This is a genomic window from Sedimenticola sp. (assembly GCF_050289425.1).
Classification (GTDB): domain Bacteria; phylum Pseudomonadota; class Gammaproteobacteria; order Chromatiales; family Chromatiaceae; genus Sedimenticola.
In genome coordinates, this window is record NZ_JBNKFS010000016.1 from 29,728 (window position 1) to 52,470 (window position 22,743).

At 58.9% G+C, this 22,743-nt stretch carries 20 protein-coding genes; 8 read left to right on the plus strand and 12 right to left on the minus strand.

The window, feature by feature from the left end:
* Window positions 1-238 precede the first annotated feature (238 nt).
* Both ACQY5R_RS12175 and ACQY5R_RS12180 read left to right on the plus strand, forming a co-directional pair.
* Window positions 239-1,123 carry an isocitrate lyase/PEP mutase family protein gene (locus ACQY5R_RS12175; protein ID WP_428608758.1) on the plus strand — a complete coding sequence of 295 codons (885 nt, stop codon included), beginning with the start codon at window positions 239-241 and terminating at the stop codon, window positions 1,121-1,123.
* Window positions 1,124-1,192: 69 nt separating this feature from the next.
* Complete coding sequence (locus tag ACQY5R_RS12180; protein ID WP_428608760.1) at window positions 1,193-1,639, plus strand: hypothetical protein; 447 nt, start codon at window positions 1,193-1,195, stop codon at window positions 1,637-1,639.
* Window positions 1,640-1,651: 12 nt separating this feature from the next.
* On the opposite strand, the gene ACQY5R_RS12185 is transcribed toward ACQY5R_RS12180, so the two are convergent.
* Together ACQY5R_RS12185 and ACQY5R_RS12190 are read right to left on the minus strand one after the other, a co-directional pair.
* On the minus strand, window positions 1,652-2,392 hold the full coding sequence (locus tag ACQY5R_RS12185) for an OmpA family protein (RefSeq protein WP_428608762.1): 741 nt from the start codon (window positions 2,390-2,392) through the stop codon (window positions 1,652-1,654).
* Window positions 2,392-3,264 (minus strand): motility protein A, encoded by an 873-nt coding sequence (locus tag ACQY5R_RS12190; RefSeq protein ID WP_428608765.1) that lies wholly within the window; start codon window positions 3,262-3,264, stop codon window positions 2,392-2,394. The genes ACQY5R_RS12185 and ACQY5R_RS12190 overlap by 1 nt, the downstream gene beginning before the upstream one ends.
* A gap of 307 nt (window positions 3,265-3,571) precedes the next feature.
* Here ACQY5R_RS12190 and ACQY5R_RS12195 point away from each other — a divergent pair, with 307 nt between their 5' ends.
* A complete protein-coding gene (locus ACQY5R_RS12195) occupies window positions 3,572-4,003 on the plus strand; it encodes a CBS domain-containing protein (RefSeq protein ID WP_428608768.1) in 432 nt (143 codons plus the stop codon).
* A 75-nt stretch (window positions 4,004-4,078) separates the two neighbouring features.
* Window positions 4,079-4,756 carry an endonuclease I family protein gene (locus ACQY5R_RS12200; RefSeq protein ID WP_428608770.1) on the plus strand — a complete coding sequence of 226 codons (678 nt, stop codon included), beginning with the start codon at window positions 4,079-4,081 and terminating at the stop codon, window positions 4,754-4,756.
* A gap of 85 nt (window positions 4,757-4,841) precedes the next feature.
* On the opposite strand, the gene ACQY5R_RS12205 is transcribed toward ACQY5R_RS12200, so the two are convergent.
* From ACQY5R_RS12205 to ACQY5R_RS12235, 7 genes are all read right to left on the minus strand, one after another.
* Window positions 4,842-5,468: a DsbA family protein gene (locus tag ACQY5R_RS12205; protein WP_428608772.1), complete on the minus strand. Its 627-nt coding sequence runs from the start codon at window positions 5,466-5,468 to the stop codon at window positions 4,842-4,844.
* A gap of 30 nt (window positions 5,469-5,498) precedes the next feature.
* Window positions 5,499-8,486: a transporter substrate-binding domain-containing diguanylate cyclase gene (locus ACQY5R_RS12210; RefSeq protein ID WP_428608774.1), complete on the minus strand. Its 2,988-nt coding sequence runs from the start codon at window positions 8,484-8,486 to the stop codon at window positions 5,499-5,501.
* 201 nt (window positions 8,487-8,687) lie between these two features.
* Complete coding sequence (locus ACQY5R_RS12215; protein ID WP_428608776.1) at window positions 8,688-9,992, minus strand: hypothetical protein; 1,305 nt, start codon at window positions 9,990-9,992, stop codon at window positions 8,688-8,690.
* 36 nt (window positions 9,993-10,028) lie between these two features.
* On the minus strand, window positions 10,029-11,135 hold the full coding sequence (locus ACQY5R_RS12220; protein ID WP_428608778.1) for a prephenate dehydrogenase/arogenate dehydrogenase family protein: 1,107 nt from the start codon (window positions 11,133-11,135) through the stop codon (window positions 10,029-10,031).
* Window positions 11,136-11,233: 98 nt separating this feature from the next.
* Window positions 11,234-11,848 (minus strand): flavin reductase family protein, encoded by a 615-nt coding sequence (locus ACQY5R_RS12225; RefSeq protein ID WP_428608781.1) that lies wholly within the window; start codon window positions 11,846-11,848, stop codon window positions 11,234-11,236.
* Window positions 11,845-13,014 carry an alkaline phosphatase family protein gene (locus ACQY5R_RS12230; protein ID WP_428608784.1) on the minus strand — a complete coding sequence of 390 codons (1,170 nt, stop codon included), beginning with the start codon at window positions 13,012-13,014 and terminating at the stop codon, window positions 11,845-11,847. The genes ACQY5R_RS12225 and ACQY5R_RS12230 overlap by 4 nt, the downstream gene beginning before the upstream one ends.
* A 3-nt stretch (window positions 13,015-13,017) precedes the next feature.
* Window positions 13,018-13,449 (minus strand): FKBP-type peptidyl-prolyl cis-trans isomerase, encoded by a 432-nt coding sequence (locus ACQY5R_RS12235; protein ID WP_428608787.1) that lies wholly within the window; start codon window positions 13,447-13,449, stop codon window positions 13,018-13,020.
* Between the two features lie 191 nt (window positions 13,450-13,640).
* Here ACQY5R_RS12235 and ACQY5R_RS12240 point away from each other — a divergent pair, with 191 nt between their 5' ends.
* Complete coding sequence (locus tag ACQY5R_RS12240; protein ID WP_428608789.1) at window positions 13,641-14,243, plus strand: TrmH family RNA methyltransferase; 603 nt, start codon at window positions 13,641-13,643, stop codon at window positions 14,241-14,243.
* 3 nt (window positions 14,244-14,246) lie between these two features.
* On the opposite strand, the gene ACQY5R_RS12245 is transcribed toward ACQY5R_RS12240, so the two are convergent.
* Window positions 14,247-15,845 carry a PAS domain-containing protein gene (locus ACQY5R_RS12245; protein WP_428608792.1) on the minus strand — a complete coding sequence of 533 codons (1,599 nt, stop codon included), beginning with the start codon at window positions 15,843-15,845 and terminating at the stop codon, window positions 14,247-14,249.
* Between the two features lie 243 nt (window positions 15,846-16,088).
* Between ACQY5R_RS12245 and metH the strand changes: the two genes are divergently transcribed.
* Window positions 16,089-19,790: a methionine synthase gene (gene metH, locus ACQY5R_RS12250; RefSeq protein ID WP_428608794.1), complete on the plus strand. Its 3,702-nt coding sequence runs from the start codon at window positions 16,089-16,091 to the stop codon at window positions 19,788-19,790.
* Between the two features lie 55 nt (window positions 19,791-19,845).
* Here metH and ACQY5R_RS12255 read toward each other — a convergent pair whose 3' ends face one another.
* Window positions 19,846-20,442, minus strand: a complete 597-nt coding sequence (locus tag ACQY5R_RS12255; RefSeq protein WP_428608797.1) for a cysteine hydrolase family protein — start codon at window positions 20,440-20,442, stop codon at window positions 19,846-19,848.
* 94 nt (window positions 20,443-20,536) lie between these two features.
* Between ACQY5R_RS12255 and ACQY5R_RS12260 the strand changes: the two genes are divergently transcribed.
* On the plus strand, window positions 20,537-21,406 hold the full coding sequence (locus ACQY5R_RS12260; RefSeq protein ID WP_428608799.1) for a LysR family transcriptional regulator: 870 nt from the start codon (window positions 20,537-20,539) through the stop codon (window positions 21,404-21,406).
* Between the two features lie 159 nt (window positions 21,407-21,565).
* Window positions 21,566-22,030 (plus strand): peroxiredoxin, encoded by a 465-nt coding sequence (locus ACQY5R_RS12265; protein WP_428608801.1) that lies wholly within the window; start codon window positions 21,566-21,568, stop codon window positions 22,028-22,030.
* Here the strand turns inward: ACQY5R_RS12265 and ACQY5R_RS12270 are convergent.
* Window positions 22,013-22,714, minus strand: a complete 702-nt coding sequence (locus ACQY5R_RS12270; protein ID WP_428608803.1) for a pseudouridine synthase — start codon at window positions 22,712-22,714, stop codon at window positions 22,013-22,015. The two genes, ACQY5R_RS12265 and ACQY5R_RS12270, sit on opposite strands and share 18 nt — an antisense overlap.
* Window positions 22,715-22,743: the final 29 nt, after the last annotated feature.

Below are 22,743 nucleotides of genomic sequence, written 5' to 3' on the forward strand. Positions count from 1 at the left end.
TGGATTTTTTTGAAAAAAACCAGTTCTTTTATGGTAATCCCTAATAATTGCAAATTAGTTTGCAATGGGTGTTTTTCACTGTAAACCGAGAGAAGGGAAAAATCGGCACCAGTTTCCCAGCAGACCGTTTTTTCAACTGGCAGCACCTGCCGTTACACCGCTTGTTCTGTGGAAATATAGCAAAGATAATCTCCACCTGAACCTTTTTCACCCGCTCAGCCACCTTGGGATTATCGCCATGCAGAGACCCGCCTCTCCCGCCGACCAACTGCGCCGGTTGTTGCAGCAACCGGGACTGATCAGTATGCCCTGTTGCTTTGACGGCCTCAGCGCCCGGCTGATCGAGCAGGCCGGCTTTCCACTCACCTTCATGAGCGGTTTCGCCACCGCCGCCGCCCGACTCGGTGCGCCGGATACCGGACTGATCTCCTACGGAGAGATGCTCGATCAGGGTCGAAACATCTGCAACGCGGTATCGATTCCGGTGATCGGCGATGCCGATACCGGCTACGGCAACCCGATGAATGTACGCCGAACCGTTAGCGGATATGCCGCAGCGGGCTTTGCCTGCGCCATGATCGAGGACCAGGAGAGTCCAAAGCGTTGCGGCCACACCCGTGGCAAACGGGTGGTCGGTCGACAGGAGGCGGTCAATCGAATCCGGGCGGCGATAGACCAGCGTGAGGCGGGTAGCGACATCCTGATCATGGCGCGCACCGACGCCCGCCACAGCCTCGGCATGGAAGAGGCGCTCTGGCGCTGCCAGGCCTTTGCCGATCTCGGCGCCGACATCATCTTTTTGGAAGCCCCTCACAACCGGGCAGAAATGGAACAGTTTTGCCACGCTATTCCCGGCCCGAAGATGGCCAACATGGTGGAGCAGGGCGACACCCCGTTGCTGAGCGCAAAGGAACTTGAAGCGATCGGCTACAAGATAGCGGCCTATCCGTTAACCCTGGTCAGCAGCGCCGTACGTGCCATGCAGGAAGCCTTGGTGACGCTGCAACGGGGGGAACACCCGCAACAGTTGCTCCCATTCGCCCGTCTGCGATCGCTGGTTGGATTCGATGATTATGACCGTGAGCTCGCACACTACCCAACCGATGACGACAGTGACAGCTGAAGCCTATCGGTACCGTCGCACTAAGCCGGGTGTTATGCTGGGAGGGTCGGACCTTTGAAGGAGCAATCTATGCCACAACCGCCCATCACGCGCCTCATTCTCGGCGCACTCGTCATCCTTTTTACCTTCCCCCTCACGGGCCAGGCCCGTGATAATGATACCTTGATCAGCGGTATTTTTACCGCCCTTGAAAAGCGTACCATCGAAGAGTACTACCATGGACGCTACGGCAAGAGCGAATCGGAAGAGCGAAAATCGGGCAAAAAATCGAGGCACAAAAAAGGACTGCCACCGGGACTGGCCAAGCGTGATTCGCTACCGCCAGGTTTGGAGAAACAGTTACAACGCAATGGCCATTTGCCCCCCGGACTGGAAAAACGGGAACTCCCGGATGGGCTTTCCCGCCTGCTGCCGAAACGACAACCCGGCTATGAACGGGTCGTGGTCGACAATGATGTACTGCTGATAGAGACCGCCACCGGATTGATCATGGATATTCTGGCGGACGTCTTTTAACCAACGCCGTTACTACTCCTCCGCGCGCTGCAGAATCAGCGCCACGCGGCGATTGCGTGCCCGGCCCTCGGCGGTGGCGTTGTCAGCCAGCGGCCGGGTGTCGGCGTGGCCGACCGCACGCATGCGAGAGGCCGCCACCCCCTGGGTCAGCAAAAACCGTAATACGCCGGTTGCCCGTTGCGCCGACAATTCCCAGTTGGAGGGAAATTGGGCATTGGCGATGGGGGTCGGGTCGGTATGACCTTCGATCGACAGGGTATAGTCACTGGCGGCCGTCAACATCGGCACCAGCCTCACCAACACGTCGCGCCCTTCGCCGGTCAGCTCCGCCTGACCCAGCTCAAACAGGATACGCTCACTGATCTGTAAATTGACCTGATTGGCCGAGACGGTGACTTCAATCGACTCCTGTAGCCCCTGACTCAGCAAAGCGCTCCGGAAACGTTCCTGCAGCTGTTTCGCCTCCACGTCGGTCGGTTTATCGATACTCGCCTCCTGCTCCTGGCGCTGCAGGCGGGGCTCGATCGGTGCCTCCACCGGGCCCTGCACGGCCACCGGATTGGAGAGGGTCTTGGTCAGCGCCTTGTACTCTTCGGTTGAGTAACTGGAGTAGGCGAGCAACACTACAAACAGGCAGAGCATCAGGGTCATCACATCCAGATAGATGATCAGCCAACCGCCATCCGTATCATCGGGCTGCGGTTCATCCTCCCACTGGGGTGGTGGTGGCAGGTGAGCTCGCCGACGCTCCATCAACGCATTCCCCCGCCTTCATTTGCAGCCACCTCGGTTTCCGCCTCAACCCGCTGCTCAATCTCTTCCAGAGAGGGAGAGTGGATCTCATCTTCGTACTGCGCCACAAAAGAATTCAAGGTTTCGCGGATAAAGCTGGGATTGCGTTTCTGTCCCAGCATACTGATCCCCTCCAACACCATATACATCAGCATCACCCGCTGCTCGGTGCGCCGCTCCAATTTGATGGCCACCGGCTTGAAAAGCAGATTGGCCAGGATGATGCCGTACAGGGTAGTAGTTAGGGCAATACCCAGATTCAACCCCACCACCTTGAAATCGGCACCGTCCATGGCCTGCAACATATTGACCAGTCCCAACAGGGTGCCGGCCATGCCGAAGGCCGGAGCAAAATTGGCCATGGAACGAAACACCTGCGCCTCGCCCCACTCCTGGCGGCGCAACTTGAAGATGCGCCACTTCAACAGGGCGTCGATATCGCTGGTAGGCACCCGGTCGATCACCAACTGGATACCGGTGCGCAGAAAGGGGTTGTGGACCCGGGTCATGGCATCTTCGATGGCCGAGAGTCTGCCGTGCCCCAGCAGGATAGAGACCCGGACAATCTCTTCGATCTCCCGATCCACCGGCAACTCCTGATGCCGCCAGATCAGGCGGAAACTGCGATAAACCTGGCGTAACTCTTTCATCGGGTAGCTGATGAACGTGGCGGCAATGGTGCCGCCAACGACAATCAACAGCCCCGGCAAATTGAGGAATATCCCCGGCTCCTCGGCCGACAGTAGCACCGATAGCACGATCAGCAACATGCCGGAGATAATGCCCACCAGCGTCGAGCTGTTCAGATCCTTGCGCGGCGGTAGTAACGCCATTGACTTACTCCCTCGGTAACCACCCAGCTAAAATATTCGGGATGGCGGACCTGCACCCTGATCGACGCATTAAAAGACGCCTGTCCCCACCCTTTTCAGCATCCGATGCCGGCTTATAATCCCTATTTTATTCCAATAATTACAGCGCGTTAGACAACTATAGCGCCATTTCTACACGGATACCACGCGCAACCCGTATCGCACAGTTGGGGGATTTCTGTTTTACTTAAGTTAATTGTCCCATCCATACCGGCCCGCCGGTCAGTAACGGGACGATTGCACTCATAGGCCAAAGGAGGATGCAGTCATGACATTGAATGATGTATTACAAAAAAAGCCGGGCGGCGTAATCACGATTCCAGCCACCATGGATCTGCTGGAAGCGATCAACACCATGTGTGATCACAAGGTAGGCGCGCTGCTGGTCAAGGCCGAAGACGGCTCCTTGCAGGGCATCGCCACCGAGCGGGATATCCTCCGTTTCTGTTCCACCAGCAAGGGCAACCTGAAAGGCGCCGTCGTGAACGATGCCATGACGCGCAAACTGATCGTGGTCACCCCGTCCACCAGCGTGGACGAGGCGATGACCCTGATGACCGAGCACCGCTTCAGACATCTACCGGTACTGGAAAACAACGTACCGATCGGCATGATCTCCATCGGTGACCTGGTCAAGGCCCAACTGACCGATATCACGGTAGAAGCCAGCTATCTGCGGGAATACATCAGCTACTCCTGAGCCATTTGATCATCTGTGGCGAGCGTGACAGGCGCACGCTCGCCACACTGCCAATCCGCCGGACCCGTTGCCAAGATGACACTCTATCTGAAATCCCGAATCGGCCCCGCGCTGTTCTGTCTGTTCACCCTCTCCCCGATCCACACCGGCCAAGCCGCCGAGCAGCAGGTGTTCCATGCCTACCTGGATGCGCTACCGGTATTTTGGCAGCGCATCTATCCGGAAGGTGGACGGACCCTCTACTGCGACGAAAAATTCGCTGCGTATCATGGCCACAGTATCAATATTGAGCACGTCTTTCCGATGGCCTGGGCGATGCGCGATGAGGGGTGCCGCAGCCGGAAACTTTGTCGGGAGGTCAGTGAACGTTTCAACCGGATCGAGGCCGACATGCACAACCTGTATCCCGCCCGATCCGATATCAACAAGATCCGCCGCAGTTTTCCCTATGCCGAAATCGCCGGTGAAAAACGCGAATTCGGCCGCTGCGACTTTGAGTTCCACCCGCGGCAACGGGTGGTGGAACCGCGCCCGGCCAGCCGCGGCAATATTGCCCGCGCCCTACTCTATATGCATGACGCCTACGGATTGACCCTCTTCCGGCGACAGGGCGAGTTGATGAAAAAGTGGAACCGGGATGATCCGCCGGACGCCGAGGAACGACGGCGCAATGAGCTGATCGCCCAATACCAGGGAACCCGCAACCGCTTTATCGACAATCCCGCGGCCGCTGAGGCGCTGGTTTTTAAATAGCAGGGTCATCACCGGCCATCCCGTCGGCTGCCCAAATGCTCTTGGCGCCGTTACAGGGCAGACAAACGGCCTTCGTCTTTTACACTCAGGCCCCGTGCTCCCAGCCATTCAGTTGCGCCAGCAGCGGCTGCGGATCCTGATATTCATAATTCAGACGGTGATACTGTCCGCGGTGCTCCAGTATCAGGGAGGGAAACCCCTCGGCACCGATCGACTGACCGAACCGGATCTCCTGCTCAAGCTGTTGCTGGGTGGCGGGATCGTTCAGTGCCGATGCAAAGCGCGTACTATCCAGGCCGATCTCTTCGGCGAGGGTGATCAGGGTCGCGTCATCCGAAGGATTCATGGCGCGCAGATAATAGGCTTGCTGTATCGCCAGTATCATTGCTGGCTCATACGCCTCTCCCTGCTGACGTGCCGCGATCACCGCGCGACAGGCTGGATAGGTCGAGCGGCGTGGTTGACAGCGGGTCCAAAAATCAAAATTAAATGCGGTACCCGGCACCCGCCTCTGGATGGTACGCCAAGTGGCCTGCAGATACTCCTGTAACTGCCGCGGCATCGGCTCATCACTATCCGGTGCCAGACCACCCAACAGGCGCACCAGCGATACCCCGGCCGGCAGAGATTCCAGGACTTGCTCAAATACCGGGCGATAGGCCCAGCACCAGGAACACATGGGGTCGTGCACATAATACAGTTTGCTGCTCATGGTCTGATTTTCGCTCCGCTCCACCGGCATTCATTCATCATACGCCTCGACCCGGTTTTTCCCCGCACGTTTGGCCCGGTAAAGGGCCACATCGGCCCGTTTCACCATATCGTGCTCCTGCTCCCCTTCACGATAAACGGCTATACCGAAACTGGCCGTCAGATGGCCGACTTCCGGAAAACTGTGCTGATCAATCCGGGCACGCAGGGACTCGGCCAGATGCAGCGCGCCCGTGGCATCGGCCTGCGGGCAGATAATGAAAAACTCTTCGCCCCCCCAACGCCCCACCGTATCGGTCTGGCGGATACCGCTTAACAGCAGGTTGGCCATCTCCACCAACACCTGATCCCCAACCGGATGGCCGAACCGATCGTTGACCTGTTTGAAATCATCCACATCCAACATAATGACGGCAAAAGGCTGGCCATAGCGATCCGCCCGCCGCAGCTCCTGATTAAACACTTCATCCAGCTTGATGCGGTTATAGATGCGCGTCAGCCGATCGGTAATGGAAAGACGCTCCAGCTCCCGCTGCTTCTCCAGCAGCAGTTCATTCTTTAGCGCAGCCTGTTCATTGGCGAGGCGGATTTGCCGGTTATAACGGGCAAGCCGGCGATTCTGGTAGATAAAAAAGCCCAGTATCAACAGCACACCCAACAGAATCTGCCCAATGAGCAGATAATCCACCCCGGAAACATACTCGACGTTGATCCATTTCGAATAGATCTGTTGCCGCTCTTCCGGTGTGGTTGCGCGCACCGCCTTGTCGATCACCGAAAAGAGCAGTGGATCGTCGCTACGTACCGCCATGCTGAGCTCACGCATAAATTCCGTTTTACCGGCAATCTTCACATCCGGATACCCCAGTTGACGAATGGCATAACCGATCGTGGGCGCCGCATCCACCAGTCCGTATATCTCCCTGGAACGGACACGCCGCAAGCCATCCTGGACACTCGCCACCTCCACCAGTTGCAGATTCGGATAGCGGCGGCGTATCGTCTTACCGATGGCATAATCTTTCACCACACCCAGGCGCCGGTCCTTTACCTGGCGGATATTCTCCACAAACAGCTCCTCGTTGCGGGTGGCGATAACCGAAGGAAAGCTCACATAGGGGGTAGTAAAACGTAGAAAGGATTCACGCTGGGGATTGGCTGCCGCGAGGGTAATGACATCGCATACCCGATCCTTGGCTCGCTGCAGGGTTTCGCCCCAGGTACGGGTCGGCACCAGCTCCCACGGAGTCCCCAGGCGCCCTTCCAGCAATTTGACAAAATCGGCCGTCATGCCGATCAGCCTGCCCTGCTCATCAATAGACTCATAGGGCATCCAGTCCGGCGTAACACACATGCGGATACGCTTGCGTTGTTTCAGATATTCACGCTCCTTATCGGTAAACGAAACGTCCGAGAAAGCTTCCCCCTGCAATTGGACGTCCCACTTCTGCTTCAACCGGTTGAGCTCTTCCGTCGTCACCTGGGAAATCGCCCTATCCAGCAGATTTTTCAGCATTGGCCAGTCATTGCGAACAGCGATGGCCTCCTGGGATCGCTTCAGCTCACTGTCGTCCTGAACCGGCGCCGTGGCCAGGTCACTGAAAAAATTCTTCTGTATCAGGTAGCGCATCACCGGATGCGACATCACAGCGGCATCCACCTCGCCCAACGAAACCGCTTCCAGCGCTGCCTGGTGACCGGGATAGTTCAGCAACTGCATCTCCGGGAAGCGTTTTTTCAACTGTGTGGCGTAAGGGTAACCGGTGACAGTGGCCACCCGTTTCTGCCTGAGCGCCTCCAAGGTCGATAGGTTGCGCTGCTCCTTGCGGTAGGCGACGCCCGTATAGGTAGTGAGGTAAGGCCGGGTAAAATCGGCATACTGACGATGCACCGGGCCCTCTTCCATGGCCAGGATCAGATCCACCTGCCGCCCCACCAACGCCGCCACCGCCTCTTCCCGGCGGCGCTCATTGGTGAAGAAGATCTCCATACCGATCTTTTCCGCCAACAGCTGAGCGTAATCCACCACATAACCGGTTGCCCGTCCGTCCTGCATGTAGAGAAACGGGCTGTAGTCCTTCTCCACATGCGCCCTGACCACCGGGTGCCGGTCGACAAACTGGCGCTCCTCCTTGCTCAATGCCATGCTCGGCCCCGCGCGACGCTCCCCCCAGCGCCGTTGAATCGCCACCAGCTCCTGTTCGGTGACCAGGTTCATCGCCTTCTGCAGGATATCCCGCAGCATCGGATTATCCTTGTTGACCGCGATATGCATCGCACTGGCGAAGCGGGTATCTTTTACCTGTGCCGCCAACACCAGGTTGGGAATGAAGTTTTTTTGCAGCAGATAGTCCAACACACCCACCATACCGACCGTGGCATCGGCACGCCCGAAAGCGACAGCTTCCAGGCACTCCAGACTGTCCCGCAACAACAACAAGCGCACTTTCGGGTAGTAGCGCTGCAGTAACTCCTGCCAGAAAAAACCCTTTGGAATCGCCACGGTTTTGCCCTGCAACGCCTCCAGGCCGGCTACCGGCTGGTCCCCCTTGCGGATATAGATACTGGCGGCTGCGACCAGGTAGGCATCGGTAAAGGTGAGGAATTCGCGTCGTTCTGGTGTGTTGACGATATTCAACATCACATCAATCTGCTTAGAGCGAATCATCTGCATGAATTCGTCCCAGCTTGGACCGGTGACATATTCGATGCGGAAGCCGCTCTTTTCCGCCAGCAGATTCATGTAATCGATGGAGTAACCCGACGGGCGACCGTTTTCGTTGAAATTGAACGGCGGCCAATCGGTTTCATTGTGTACCCGCAGCACCGGATGGGCGTCGATAAAAGCCCGCTCCACCGGGGTAAAAGGGTCGGTATAGGTGGTTTCGGTCGACAATGGCGCGACCCCGGTGACGCTATCCGCCACCGCCCACAAAGACCAACAGAGTAGCGGCCATCCTAGCCAAGCAAGCCACTTAGCACTTAACGCCGAGCGGCGCCGTACAGCTGCACTATCCATATCCTGTAACCCTATCAACTGTCGGCGGATAAGCTGTGAACCGCTACACCTTATGCCGATCCCGTTCCCTTGGATTGTCGATGCCCTCCCTGCGCGGGAGGATCTTTTTTTATCTGTTTTGTATCCGCTTGCGCGTCACCGCCAGGCGCCCCCTAGAGCATAGATCAGATAACCGGACCGGGTAACAGGCATCCCGATCGCTTACTCCTCCCGCCGGAAGACTTCGGCCCGCCTGATCTTATTCAGCGGAATATAGAGCGTCATCTTTCCTCCATACAGGCGCTGCTCCAGTTCCAACTGCTGATCACGCAGGCCGATCAATATACCCTGCTGAGGCTCCGTCCGGTCACTGCTGAATAGGCGCACATCACGCCCGACATAGCGGGTCAACTCCGCCAACGGGGTGGCGAGAAAACGGACACGGGGCGGCTTTGCCGGCGCAGCGGATGCCGCGGCAGCTTGACCCGGCACATCTGCGCCGTCAGGCGCCGCCTCCTCTAGCAGATCCGCCAACGCCTCATGACCGCCGGGCAGTTTGAAACTCAAATCGCTCACCGGTTGATCATTGACACTTAATTGAATACCCAGCCGCTCGATCATCTCCGGTACCTTGAACTGTTGCAACTGGGCAGGATTGATCTGGCTGTCCGGTCGCGCGGTGATCAGCAATTCGCCCGGTTGACTGACCAGGCGCCGCAACGCCGACAATAGCCCATCGCCCGGGATAAAGCCGAGATTCTTGGCGAAATAGGCCTCATCCTGGGCGAACAGTTGATCGATAAAAGCCGCCTTATCCAATCCCGCCTCGCCGGCACAATAGGCAATCGCGTTTTGCATATAGTCCGGATCCAGCCGATAGTGTAGCGAGAAACGGCCCAGACTCGGCAACGCGCCCGCCATCATCGCCTGGGGCCGTCCGACATGGTTCATTACCAACTCCATGCTCAGAGACGACAACCCCTCCATGGCGTAATCTGTCAGCAGGGTAAACTCTTCCGACAACAGGTTAAGGTCATAACGCAGGCGGGTATCCACTATCCGCTGGCGAAAACCCAGCTTTTCGAGTTCGGTCTGACCTAACAAGCCACCCAAGGAACAGAGCGCCGGCGTTTCAGCCGTTGCCCCGTTGCTAAAATAGTCCAGGTAGGTGCTGCCCAACGGCACGCGCATCCGCTTGATCGAGACGCGCAAACGCTGTGGAGGCTGGTCCGTATCAAAGCCTATCAACAGCCCCAGCAAAAAACGCGTCCCCTCACCCTGCAACTCGACCCGCTCGATCTGAATAGCCACCGGCGCCTGGGCCGGCATCACGCTGACCCCGGTCACCGACACGCTACCCTTCAGGTCCGACTCAATCCCGTCATATTTGAGCGCGGCAAAAGGTGCCGCCATGGCAACGACCTTATCCAGCTCCGTCTTCACCTTGTAATAGACCGCGCCCTTGACCGCCGCATAAGTCGCCACGCCGATTACCACCGTGATCAATAACGCCTTTTTCACTCTCACCCTTCATCTCCCGTCATGGCATCCGTTCGCCTTCGGTCACGGCCGATCCTCGGGGCGTCGGGCCAGGAATGCCTTGCCCTGTTCCATCAAGGCGACAAAACCCGATTCATCCCCATCCAACACCCGCCCGGCTACCTGGGTTACCGCGTTCAACAGGTTTACCAACGCACGCGGACTGTGGGCATTGAGGGACTGGATCTCAAAATAGAGGTAGGGGTTCTCCTCTGCCACCCGGCTGGCGACATCCATCTGGGCATCGAACGTGCTGCTGGAGAGGGTCGCCAACGCCTCCGCCTCTTCACCACTCTGGGACAAGGCGTTGAAAAAGGCGATATTGACGGCATGGGAGAGACCCAACACATACGCCATCGCCCGGTCGTGCCCATCCAGCGACATGTTCACCTGTTCCGCCATGGTGGAGTCGAACAGCTCCTGCACGACCGCGGTGGCCTGCGTATCGCCCAGGTCATCGATAAACACTACATTACGTCCGGAGAGCAGCTCCGTATCCGGACCGAACATGGGATGTATGGAGGTAACATGGCAGCCCGCTGCACGCAGTTTTTGCAACCCTTCAGCCAATGGCCCCTTGAGCGAACTGATATCGAAAATGACACCGCCAGGCCGACGTTCGACCAGGATTTCCAGCAGTTGGGCCGTCTGGTTGATCGGGGCAGCGATAACCAGCAGATCCTGGGACAGATCGGTCTCTTCCAGCGAGGCAAAGCGAGTATGTCCGGAGGGGGCCGGTAACGGGTCACAAATCTCCACCGCGTAGCCCTGGGCATCGAGAAAACGCACAAACCACTGTCCCATCTGACCGGAGCCGCCGATCACCAGCGCCCGTTTTCCACTGCCGGTACCCTGGGAGGTGACCTTATCCAACTCTTGTGCCGCCAGCGAGGCGCGGATCAACAGGCGAAACATCTCTTCACCGATATCCGCATCCAGTCCCACCCGCTGTGCGGTGCGCCGGGCCAGGTCCAGCACATCCTTTTCCCGCGCATAGTCCCGCGTCCCCCGCCCGGCAGAGGACTTGACCCGGCCGATCTCGGCCACGATCTCCTGGCGGCGCGCCACCATCTCCAACAACTCAACGTCCAGCCGGGAGAGCTTCTCTCTCAGCGCCTGCAGATCTTTCATCTTGCCCATACCTAATGTGGAATCAGCGGATAGCGGCCCGGTCGGAATCCGCTTCACTCTATTACTGTATCGTCATCTATCCGGTTTTCTGCAACCGTTCACGCCGGCCTGACCAGGGTGATCACCTCGCCGCCGGTGAAATACTCCCTGGCTCCGAGACGCCCCAACGGATTAAGACGGTCCGCATGGATCTTTAAGCGACCCTTGTGATCCTGGTCCGCCACCTGATCATCAATATAGAGGTGGGTAAGTCGACCGAAAATCAATGCCTGTTGAGCCGGACCCAGCTCTTTCACTTCATAGAATTCACAGGCCATGGCCAGTCGACAATCGGCCAGGCGGGGCAGCGGCGAACCGGGAAATTCAGCCAGTTCAAGCCCCAACTGCTCGATTTCCGATACGCCGGCAGGGAGAGTGGCCGAGCTCTCATTCAGTTGATGGATCTGCTCGCAACTGGCGATGTGTATCACAAAGTGGTGTCGCGCCTCGATATTGACCCGGGTATCCTTGGGGCTGCCGTCAGGCTTCTTACCCAGCGAAATCATGATCAGTGGCGGGTCGCTGCAAACCGCATTGAAGTAGGAAAACGGGGCCAGGTTGTAATCACCCGCGCTGTTTTCGGACAACACCCAGGCAATGGGCCGCGGAATAATCGCCTGGGTCATGGCGAAATAGGTTTCGGTACTGCTCAAGTCATCAAGATCGATAATCATTCGGTCAAATCCAGGCTGATCAAGGGAACATACATCTCTTCGGACGAGAGACCGCCGTGTACGCCAATATGGTTCAACGGCCACTCACCGGGTAACTCACTGGTGATGATATAGTTTTTTTTCATTATCAGGGCATAATGACCAATGCGGTCGGCCAGTCGCCCATGTGCTTCGCCAAGACCGAAGCGCCCTTCCTGCAGCAGTTGGGCACTCGGATAGAGGGTTACCGATTCACTAAGTTGTTCATTGACATAATGCTCAAAACGCTCGCGGCGATCCGGATGTACATAGCAGAATGCAAATCGCGGTTCGCCACAGAGCGGCATCATCAGGGTTTGCGCCAACTCGGGATGATGTGACAACCGCAGCGTACGCTCCGGCGTGGTGTCGATAAATCCGTGATCCGCTGTCACCAACAGTTGGGTATCGGTGCCGCGGAGCCGCTCCAGCAACTCGGCAAAACCCTTGTCCAGCTCGTCCAGGTGCCGTGCCACCTCGCCACTGGCAACGCCATACTCGTGGGACAGCGAGTCAAACTCCGGCCAGTAGGCATAGATAAAATTCCGCCCCTTGCCCGCATTCACCGCGCTCTGGATACCCTTGAACATCCCCGACATGCCGCCCCGATAGGGGCGCGGCGTAGCTCGACCGGAAAACGCCCGGTTAAAGCTGGTGCTGGCAATCCAGTCCGGGACCACCAGATGGCTCTGCGCCTCGATCCGATCATAAATCGGCAACACTCCGCTCAGTTGGCGCGGACTCAGTAGTCGCTCATCGATCGGCATACGGCCTAACCGCGTACAGTACGGGAGTACCGTGACGATACACCCCAGCTCGGCAAAATAAGTGAACCAGCCGGTCAAGCCGTGCTGTTGCGGTGGCAGACCGGTCAAGAAGGTCGGAATTGCCGTAGCCGTGGTGGAGGGGCAGACCGAGGTGAGTGAATCGACACAGTGGCTGAACAGCACACTGTCTGGCGCCTGCTCTTTGAGGTACCGGTAACCGAGCCCGTCCACCACCAGTAAGACCAGGTTGCGCACTTCACGCAAACGTTCGCCATTTAACTGACTGAGCGGTGGATAGCCGGTCTCCCAGCCCCCCATCGCCTGGGCGATGGAGGACATGAGATTGGCAATACTGCCGCCATGATAGTCAGGAAACAGCATAAATCAGGCGGCGATCTCCACCAGTTCCAGCTCAAAGGTGAGCGCCTTCCCGGCCAGCGGATGATTGCCGTCCAGGGTGACACTGGTTTCCGCCAATTCAGTGACGACCAGGCGGAACACCTGGCCCTCTGGTCCCTGGGCCTGCAACTGCACGCCGATGGCCAATTCGATCTCTGCCGGAATCTGCGCCCGCTCCACCTGCTGCACCAGTTCCGGCTGGTGCTCGCCGTAAGCCTGGTCAGCCGGGATATGTACAGTCTTGGTTTCACCCACCTGCATCTCCGCTAGCGCCTGCTCAAACCCAGGTATCACCTGCCCCTCCCCCAAAGTAAATTCCAGCGGGTCCCGCCCGGACGACGAATCAAACTGGGTGCCATCTTCGAGGGTACCGGTGTAATGGACTTTGACCGTCTGGCCTGGTTGAGGTGTAGACATCGATTGTCTCCTTGTATTTGCGTGTTTGGAATGGCAGCCCGGTACACCCCAGGCCGCCTTGAATGATTGCAACCACGCACAAGTACACGGCTAACAACCGGCGGGAACCGATCAGCCCCCATCCCGCCAAAGGGGGACAAAGCTTTTTTATCATGGCATGATTCCAACCCCATTGCCCACCCACAACGCCGATGCCACTACGAAAATCGAAAAAATCCTCACGTAACCAGGCCATCCTTCGCTACAAAAAGCAGCGCCAGCGAAATCGGTTGGCCAACCCTGGCCTGCATCGCTTCATACTGGTCCTGGACCACCTCAAAGCCGGCTTCAACGTACCGAAGATCTTTCGCAGCGCGGAAGCCTTTGGTGCCCGCGAGGTCCATTTGGTCGATATCGGCATGTTCGATCCGGCACCGGGAAAGGGGTCGTTCAAGAAGGTACCGGCACGCTTTTACGAGACATTCGAACAGAGCTACGCCGAACTCAAGGCACGCGGCTATAGTCTGTTCATCCTGGAGGCCGGTAGCGGGGAGTCGCTTTACCAGGCCCAACTGCCGGAGAAGTGCGCGTTTGTACTGGGGCATGAAGAGCGGGGGATCAGCTTCGACCCGGACACCTATCCGGATATCCAGCGCCTGAGCATTCCCCAGTTCGGGCAGGTGGAGAGCCTCAACGTGAGCATTGCCGCCTCCATTGTCATGTATGAGTTTGTCCGCCAGCAGGGCGATCTGACGGCCGCCATCACCCCTCCGGAACGGGAGGAAAAACTACGCCGAAAGGAAAGCGACAAATAACGTTCAGCCGGTACGGGCCAGCCGAAAAATGACCACCGCGCCCGGCAGTTCGCCATTGGCGATCGGATAGGCGGAGTACTCCACCGTCACGGCAGCCCCATCAGCATGCCAGAACACCCCTGACTCCACATGGGCCCGCTGGCCTTGGCGGTAAGCTTGATAGAGTGGCGACTCCTCTTCGGTGGAGGGTGACTCGTCTTCCCGGGTGTGCTGCACCCGATCATGGAACTTGCTGCCGATCAGCTCGTCCCGGGTATAGCCCAGCATCTCCAACGCCGCCGGATTGGCAAACGTACAGCGCCCCATACCGTTGAGGCCGCAGATACCGTCTCCCGCGGACTCCAATAGCAGTTGCAACTGGTGGTGCAGATGGCTCAACTCCCGGGCCGTTTCCTTCTGTGCCGTCACATCCAACCCGATACCGCCCACCATCTCGGTCTCGCCGGAGAGCCCGGTTATAGGAAAGCGGATCATCTGCCAATGGCTGGGTCGATCGCCCCAGGGGTGTATCTCGGTACTCTCCACCACCTCTCCTGCCTCCAGCACCTTGCGCTCCTCTTGCTCCCGCGCCTGCAGATCGCGCTCCGGCCAGATATCTTCGGCACTGCGACCCAGCACCGCCTCTTCCGTCAGGTGGTTGGTCCGCTCCCAAACCGGATTGACGAACAGATAACGACCGGCTGCCGATTTCATGTAGGCGATACCCGGGAGATGCTTCATGAAGGCGGCAAAACGGGCATTCATTTCGCGGATCTCGCCGGTCTGTATCCTGACCTGACGCCGCAACACCATCACACCCACCACCAACGACAACATCAGCAGGAACAGGAACAGGAGTACCCAGCGCAGCCACTCGGGAATCTCCAGTGGAGCCGTATCGCCAAACCAGCGCTCCTGCAACTGATAAAAGGGAGATTCCCGATCTCCCTTAAGACGTGTCAGGTGGTAGTCCAGGCGCTGGATACGCTTGGCATTGGGAATTTGGCCGTTCAGCGGGGAGAGTGCGACGCGGATCTCCGCTGGATTGAATATCACCGAGGACTTGATCAGCGGATACTGGCGAAAGCCGGCCAAATCGAAAGAGCGGGGCACCAGACCCGCATCCACCGGACCGTGATCGACCCAGGCCAGGACCGACTCGTAATCACTCACTTCCAGGAAGCGCACGTTGATATCGAAGCGCGCCGCCAGCTCCTTGAGATCGGAAAAGTGAGGATCGCTGGAGAGCGCCACCACGGTCTTGCCCGCCAGATCCAGAGGCGACTTGATCGCATCCTTGCCCGCCATGACAATCTGGCCCCAGTTTACGTAGAGACTCTCCCGGTTGTAGTCGAGACGGCGCTGTTTCGCTTCACTTAAGGAGATCGGCGTCAGCATCTCCACTTCGCCCAGGGCCAACAGCTGATTACACTTATCCCAACTGCAGGGCACATACTCCAGCTTCCAGCCCTCTTCGGTGGCGATCAGATTGAGTAGATCGACCACAAAGCCCCGCGCGACCCCCCTATCATCCACCAATGACAGCGGTGGATTGGCATGCACGCCGACCCGGACGGTCCCCGCCAGCGCTGCGCTGACAACAGCCGCCCACAGCAGCCACAACGTCAACCCCTTGCAGAATAAGGTTTTTTTGTTTTGTTTAGCCAACCTACCCATGTAAAAAGTGTATCCTTTTCCTGGCTAAAAATGGATCGTTTTCTTAGCGACGATCAATTATAACCATCCATGGCAGCGACTTTTTCCTGTCACAACAACCATTAACCACCCGCCGGTCAAGCCGTTTCCCCTTCTGCCCCGCCACACTCTATAATAGGCCGTTCTGTCTCCCACTATTTGAGTAGATTCATGAACCGCCCCGAAGACCGTACCGCAGAACTCATCTCCCTGTTGCAACAGCGTATCCTACTCCTGGATGGCGCCATGGGCACCATGATTCAGCGACACAAGCTGGTTGAGGCGGACTATCGGGGCGAGCGCTTCGCCGACTGGCCCTGCGACCTGAAGGGCAACAATGACTTGCTCTCCATTACCCGGCCGGAACTGATCGGCGATATTCACCGGGCCTATCTGGAGGCCGGTGCCGATATCCTGGAGACCAACACCTTCGGCGCCAACCGCATCTCCATGGCGGATTACCAGATGGAGACACTGAGCCACGAGATGAACCTCGCCTCGGCCCAACTGGCGCGGCAAGTGGCCGACGACGCCAGCACGCCGGAGCGCCCACGCTTTGTCGCCGGGGTATTGGGCCCGACCAACCGCACCTGCTCGCTGTCACCCGATGTGAATGATCCCGGCTTTCGCAACATCACCTTTGACGATCTGGTGCTCGCCTACGCCGAAGCAACCCGGGGGCTGATCGAGGGCGGCAGCGACCTGATCCTGATCGAGACCATCTTCGACACCCTGAACGCCAAGGCGGCCATCTTCGCTGTGGAACAGGTGTACGAAGAGCTGGGGTTGCGCCTACCGGTGATGATCTCCGGCACCATCACCGACGCCTCCGGCCGCACCCTGTCGGGACAGACCACCGAAGCGTTCTACAATGCCCTGCGCCACGCCCGGCCGATCTCAATCGGCCTCAACTGCGCCCTCGGCCCCGACCAGCTGCGCCAGTACGTGGAAGAGCTGTCGCGTATCGCCGAAACGCATGTTTCGGCCCACCCCAACGCCGGCCTGCCCAACGAGTTCGGTCAATATGACCTGGACCCGGCGGCGATGGCGAAGCAGATCCGCGAGTGGGCGAGTAGCGGTTTCCTGAATATCGTCGGCGGTTGCTGTGGCACCACGCCGGAGCATATCCGCGCCATCGCCGAAGCCGTATCCGGCGTGTCTCCACGGCAACTGCCGGAGATCGAGCGTGCCTGCCGCCTGTCCGGGCTGGAGCCCCAGACCATCACCCGCGACAGCCTGTTCGTCAATGTCGGCGAGCGCGCCAACGTCACCGGCTCGATCAAGTTCAAACGCCTGATCATGGAGGAGCAGTTCGACGAAGCGCTGGATATCTGCCGCCAACAGGTGGAAAACGGCGCCCAGATCATCGACATCAACATGGACGAGGCGATGCTTGACTCCAAGGCAGCCATGATCCGCTTCCTCAACCTGATCGCCACCGAACCCGACATCGCCAAGGTGCCGGTGATGGTGGACTCCTCCAAGTGGGAAGTCCTGGAAGCCGGGCTTAAGTGCATCCAGGGCAAGGGGGTGGTCAACTCGATCTCCATGAAGGAGGGCGAGGCGAACTTCCTGCGCCAGGCCACCCTGATCCGCCGCTACGGCGCCGCCGCGGTAGTCATGGCCTTCGATGAAGCGGGACAGGCCGACACGCTGGAACGCAAGGTGGCCATCTGCAGCCGCGCCTACCGGCTGCTGACCGAGCAGGTGGGCTTCCCGCCGGAAGATATCATCTTTGACCCCAATGTCTTTGCCGTCGCCACCGGTATTGAGGAGCACAACAACTACGGCGTCGACTTTATCGAAGCGACCCGCCAGATCACCGGGAACCTGCCTTATGCCCTGGTCTCCGGCGGCATCTCCAACGTCTCCTTCTCGTTCCGCGGCAACAATCCGGTGCGCGAGGCGATCCATGCGGTGTTTCTCTACCACGCCATCCAGGCCGGTCTGACCATGGGCATCGTCAACGCCGGCCAGTTGGCGATTTACGACGACCTGCCGGCGGAGCTGCGCGAGCGGGTGGAAGACGTGATCCTCAACCGCCGCCCAGAAGGCACTGAACGGTTGCTGGAGATCGCCGAGAAATACCGCGGCGACGGCGCCGCGGCGGAGCAGAAGGAAGACCTGGCCTGGCGCGCCTGGCCGGTAGCACAGCGCCTGGAGCATGCCCTGGTGAAGGGCATCACCGAATACATCGAAGCGGATACCGAGGCGGCCCGCCAAAGCGTAGAGCGCTCACTGGAGGTGATCGAAGGCCCGCTGATGGACGGCATGAACCGGGTCGGTGATCTGTTTGGCGCCGGCAAGATGTTCCTGCCCCAGGTGGTGAAATCGGCCCGGGTCATGAAGCGGGCCGTCGCCTATCTGGAACCCTTTATCCAGGCCGAGAAGAGCGTCGGCAACAGCCAGCCCAATGGCAAGATCCTGCTCGCCACGGTGAAGGGTGACGTGCACGATATCGGCAAGAATATCGTCGGTGTGGTCCTGCAGTGCAACAGCTATGAAGTGATCGACCTGGGCGTGATGGTACCGGCCGAGACCATTCTGCAGAAAGCGGCCGAGCATAAGGTGGATATCATCGGCCTGTCCGGCCTGATCACCCCCTCACTGGAGGAGATGGTGCATATCGCCCGGGAGATGGAGCGACTGGAGATGCGCATTCCGCTGCTGATCGGCGGCGCCACCACTTCGCTGATCCACACGGCGGTCAAGATCCACCCCGGCTACAGCGGCCCAGCGGTCTATGTACCGGACGCTTCGCGGGCCGTCGGCGTGGCCAGCAGCCTGCTCTCGGCTGACCGGCGTGATGCGTACATCAGCCAGATCAAGGCCGAGTACGCCGATGCCAAGGCACGTCGCGCCAGTCAGCAAGAGAGCCGCAAGCTGATTCCGCTGGCCGAGGCACAGGCCAACCGGGAGCCCATCGACTGGCAAAACTACCAGCCGCCGGCACCGCTCAATCCTGGCATCCACGTGCTGGAAGATATCGATCTCACCAGCCTGCTACCGCTGATCGACTGGACCTTCTTCTTCCACGCCTGGGAGTTGCGCGGCAGTTACCCGAAGATCCTGCAGGATGCGGAAAAAGGAGAAGAGGCGCAGAAGCTGTTCAATGACGCTCAGGCGATGCTGGCGCAGGTCATCGAACACAAGTGGCTACGCGCCAATGCGGTGATCGGCATCCTGCCGGCCAACAGTCAGGGCGATGATGTCACGGTCTATCGCGATGAAGCCCGGACGGAAATCGCCACCCGCTTCCACTTTCTGCGCAAGCAGGGCAAGCAACCGGCCGGCCGTTACAACGATTGCCTGGCCGACTTCATCGCACCGGAAGCAAGCGGGGTAAAGGATTACATCGGTGGTTTCGCCTGCAGTGCCGGTATCGGTATCGATGCAAAGGTGGCGGAGTTCGAGGCCCAACACGATGACTACAGCGCCATCATGCTGAAGGCCCTGGCGGATCGACTGGCGGAGGCACTGGCGGAACAACTGCACCTGCAGGTGCGCCGCGAGCTTTGGGGTTACGCCGCCGAGGAGGAGTTGGACATCCGCGCGTTGCTCAAGGAGCAGTACCAGGGCATCCGCCCGGCCATCGGCTATCCGGCCACCCCCGACCACACGGAGAAAAGCATCCTCTGGGATCTGCTGGACGTAGAAGCCCAAACCGGTATCTGGCTGACCGATGCCATGGCGATGGTACCGACCGCCGCCGTCAGCGGCCTCTACTTCAGCCACCCCGATGCCCGTTACTTTGCGGTCGGGAAATTGGCCCATGATCAGGTTGCAGACTACGCGGAACGCAAGCAGATGAGCCTGGCCGAGACGGAACGCTGGTTGGCACCCAATCTGGGCTACGACCCCGAACCCCGTTAGTCGCGTTAAGCCGGCGGCGTGCAATCGACACGCCACCGGCGCTTTCCCTTTCGAGCTACAACCACTCCCGCGACTTGTCGACCCAGGCAAAGCGATCCGCCAAGCCCGCCAGCGAGGACGCCTGCAACTGCCGGGCGCTAATGACGCCATCGCCGGTGGCGGCGGGCAGATCACGCGTGGCACAGGCATCACTCGCCAGGTGACTGATATAACCCAGATCCAGTGCCGCCCTGACGGTCGAGCTCACACACATATGGGTCATGAAACCGATCACCAGCAGCTGGCGTATATCCCGTTGCTTCAGGTAGCTATCGAGCTCGGTATCGGCAAAGGCGTTGGGCAAGCCCTTTTCAATGATCCGCTCACCCGGTACAGGGGTCACCTCGGGCGCAAAGAGAAAACCGTCAGCGGCCGGATCAAACGCACCACCCGGCCGGCCGCGATGGGCGACGTGCACTACGGCCATACCCACCTCCCGGGCTCGATCCAGCAGGTAACGCGCCCGCTCGAGGGCGGGCGCTGCGTCGGGCAGCGGCAACCTCCCCGTTACGTATTCCCGTTGCATATCGATCAGTAACAGGGCACTGCAATCAGGTTCCAGGGTGGGTCGGGTGGCGCCCGCCATGGTCAACAGGGTCTGGGGCTGTGACATCGTGATCATCTCCGGTTTTGGATAAGTTACCGATGAGCGTATCATCAACAAAACTGGTCCGATATAACTCAAACTGAACAATACATATTCATTTATGAATGACTTTAACTGGAACGATCTGCGCTACTTTCTCGCCGCTGTGGAGTCGGGCACCCTGTCTGGAGCCAGTCGGCAACTGCACACCAATCAACCCACTACCGGGCGCCGCATCGACCGCCTGGAGCAGGCACTCGGACTCAAACTGTTTCAGCGTCACCCCCTGGGGCTGACCCTGACCCAGGACGGTGAGCGTCTCTATCCCGCCGCCCAGAAAATGGCCCATGCCGCCATCCTGTTGGCGCAATCCGCGCAGGTCGCGACACCACAGCTCACCGGCACCGTGCGCATTGCCGCCACCGAAGGGATCTGCGCCGAGCTGATCGCCCCACACCTTCCCGCCCTGCAACGCCAGCACCCCGACCTGCAGTTTGTCCTGATCGCCTCCAATGCCAGCGCCAACCTGACCCGCGGTGAAGCGGATATCGCCCTGCGACTCTACCGTCCCGATGCCAATGATCTGGTGATTCGGCAAGTCGGTCACATCGCCTTTGCACTATACGCCTCCGACGACTACCTGCAGCACCATCCGCCGATCACCCAACTGGCGGATCTAGCCGATCACATGCATATTGGCTACGGCGATGGACTCAGCGAAGTACCGGAGCAACGCTGGCTGGTACGACAACTCCCGAACCTACATTGGGTGTTGCGCAGCGACAGCACGCTTACCACCGCCCAGGCAGCCGTTGCCGGGGTCGGTATCGGCCTGCTGCCCAGACTGATCGCCGCCAGACACCCGCAACTCCATGAGCTGCTACCCGGCCTGGAAATCCCCTCCCGGGCGGTCTGGTCGGTCATTCACCAGGATCTGCGACAGGTAGAACGCTATCGGGTCACCCTGGATTTTCTCTCCAGCCTGTTTTAATTTTTCCTCTGCTCAGCCACGAAATAAACCCGCCACGGATCGGTTGACCCGATTATTCTGTGCCACTATTACAGTAACAAACCAGAGGTTGACGCGCCGTTGCAACGGCAATAGATTCAACACTCATAACAAGAGCGTCGCGACACCTGAGGAGGAGTCATGCTGAAAGTCGGTGATCAAGCGCCGGATTTTGCCTTGCCTAATGCAGACCTGGAAAAGTCCGAGCTCAGTGACTATCTGGGCAAGCGCAACTTGGTGCTCTATTTCTACCCCAAGGACAACACGCCGGGCTGTACCATCGAGGCGCTGGAGTTCTCCGACCTGATGGATGACTTTCAGGCCGTGGAGACCGATGTACTCGGCGTCAGCATGGACAACTGCCTCAGCCACGGCGATTTTCGTGACAAGAATGGTCTCACCATTGGCCTGCTGGCCGACATCGACGGCACCCTGTGCCAAGATTATTACGTGTGGAAAGAGAAAGAGGCGCATGGCGAAAAGCGTATGGGTATCCAGCGCTCCACCTTCGTCATCGATAAACAGGGCATCATCCGCCACGCCCTCTATGACGTAAAACCGAAAGGTCATGCCCAGGCGGTGCTGGAGTTAGTCAAGGCCCTTTGACGCCCACCCCAGCCGCGCAAACAGCCCAACCATCTCCTCATCCGGCGGCGCCTCAATAGAGAGCGGGACACCGCTGTAGGGGTGAACAAAGCGCAGGTTCGTCGCCATCAGCAGGAGACGCCGTATCCCAAACTGCTCCCTGAACAGATGGTTGTGCTTGCCATCGCCGTGGGTCGTGTCGCCCACGATTGGATGAAAGATGTGCTTCATGTGTTTGCGAATCTGGTGCATACGGCCGGTCTGCGGCTGCACCTCCAACAGGGAGTAGCGGGCCGTGGCGTAACGGCCGACGGCTAACGGCAGTTCCACGGCGGCCAGCCGGCGATAGTCGGTGACCGCCTGTTGCAGCGACTTGCCGGCCTCCTCCTGCAGCGGATAATCGATGCGCGCCGCATCGGCGGCATAACCCCGAACCACCGCCAGGTAGCGCTTCTCAACCTGCCGCTGCTCAAAGCGCTGGACCAGCCGGCGCGCCGCATCCGAATCCAGTGCAAAAACCAACAGCCCGGAGGTCGGCCTATCCAAGCGATGTACCGGATAAACACGTTGGCCGATCTGGTCGCGCAACTGCTGCAGCAAAAAGCGTCGATCTTCGGAAATTCGGGTTCGATGTACCAATAATCCGGCCGGCTTATCAACAGCAATATAGTGTTCGTCCCGGTAGAGGATTGCCAGTTCTTGCATGAGCGCATCATGACATACTTTGCGGATAA

Bases quoted from the DNA above. Each gene is read 5' to 3' on its own strand.
- ACQY5R_RS12175 (WP_428608758.1), top strand. From the start codon at position 239: ATGCAGAGACCCGCCTCTCCCGCCGACCAACTGCGCCGGTTGTTGCAG.
- ACQY5R_RS12180 (WP_428608760.1), top strand. From the start codon at position 1,193: ATGCCACAACCGCCCATCACGCGCCTCATTCTCGGCGCACTCGTCATC.
- ACQY5R_RS12185 (WP_428608762.1), bottom strand. From the start codon at position 2,392: ATGGAGCGTCGGCGAGCTCACCTGCCACCACCACCCCAGTGGGAGGAT.
- ACQY5R_RS12190 (WP_428608765.1), bottom strand. From the start codon at position 3,264: ATGGCGTTACTACCGCCGCGCAAGGATCTGAACAGCTCGACGCTGGTG.
- ACQY5R_RS12195 (WP_428608768.1), top strand. From the start codon at position 3,572: ATGACATTGAATGATGTATTACAAAAAAAGCCGGGCGGCGTAATCACG.
- ACQY5R_RS12200 (WP_428608770.1), top strand. From the start codon at position 4,079: ATGACACTCTATCTGAAATCCCGAATCGGCCCCGCGCTGTTCTGTCTG.
- ACQY5R_RS12205 (WP_428608772.1), bottom strand. From the start codon at position 5,468: ATGAGCAGCAAACTGTATTATGTGCACGACCCCATGTGTTCCTGGTGC.
- ACQY5R_RS12210 (WP_428608774.1), bottom strand. From the start codon at position 8,486: ATGGATAGTGCAGCTGTACGGCGCCGCTCGGCGTTAAGTGCTAAGTGG.
- ACQY5R_RS12220 (WP_428608778.1), bottom strand. From the start codon at position 11,135: ATGAAAGATCTGCAGGCGCTGAGAGAGAAGCTCTCCCGGCTGGACGTT.
- ACQY5R_RS12225 (WP_428608781.1), bottom strand. From the start codon at position 11,848: ATGATTATCGATCTTGATGACTTGAGCAGTACCGAAACCTATTTCGCC.
- ACQY5R_RS12230 (WP_428608784.1), bottom strand. From the start codon at position 13,014: ATGCTGTTTCCTGACTATCATGGCGGCAGTATTGCCAATCTCATGTCC.
- ACQY5R_RS12235 (WP_428608787.1), bottom strand. From the start codon at position 13,449: ATGTCTACACCTCAACCAGGCCAGACGGTCAAAGTCCATTACACCGGT.
- ACQY5R_RS12240 (WP_428608789.1), top strand. From the start codon at position 13,641: ATGCCACTACGAAAATCGAAAAAATCCTCACGTAACCAGGCCATCCTT.
- metH (WP_428608794.1), top strand. From the start codon at position 16,089: ATGAACCGCCCCGAAGACCGTACCGCAGAACTCATCTCCCTGTTGCAA.
- ACQY5R_RS12255 (WP_428608797.1), bottom strand. From the start codon at position 20,442: ATGTCACAGCCCCAGACCCTGTTGACCATGGCGGGCGCCACCCGACCC.
- ACQY5R_RS12260 (WP_428608799.1), top strand. From the start codon at position 20,537: ATGAATGACTTTAACTGGAACGATCTGCGCTACTTTCTCGCCGCTGTG.
- ACQY5R_RS12265 (WP_428608801.1), top strand. From the start codon at position 21,566: ATGCTGAAAGTCGGTGATCAAGCGCCGGATTTTGCCTTGCCTAATGCA.
- ACQY5R_RS12270 (WP_428608803.1), bottom strand. From the start codon at position 22,714: ATGCAAGAACTGGCAATCCTCTACCGGGACGAACACTATATTGCTGTT.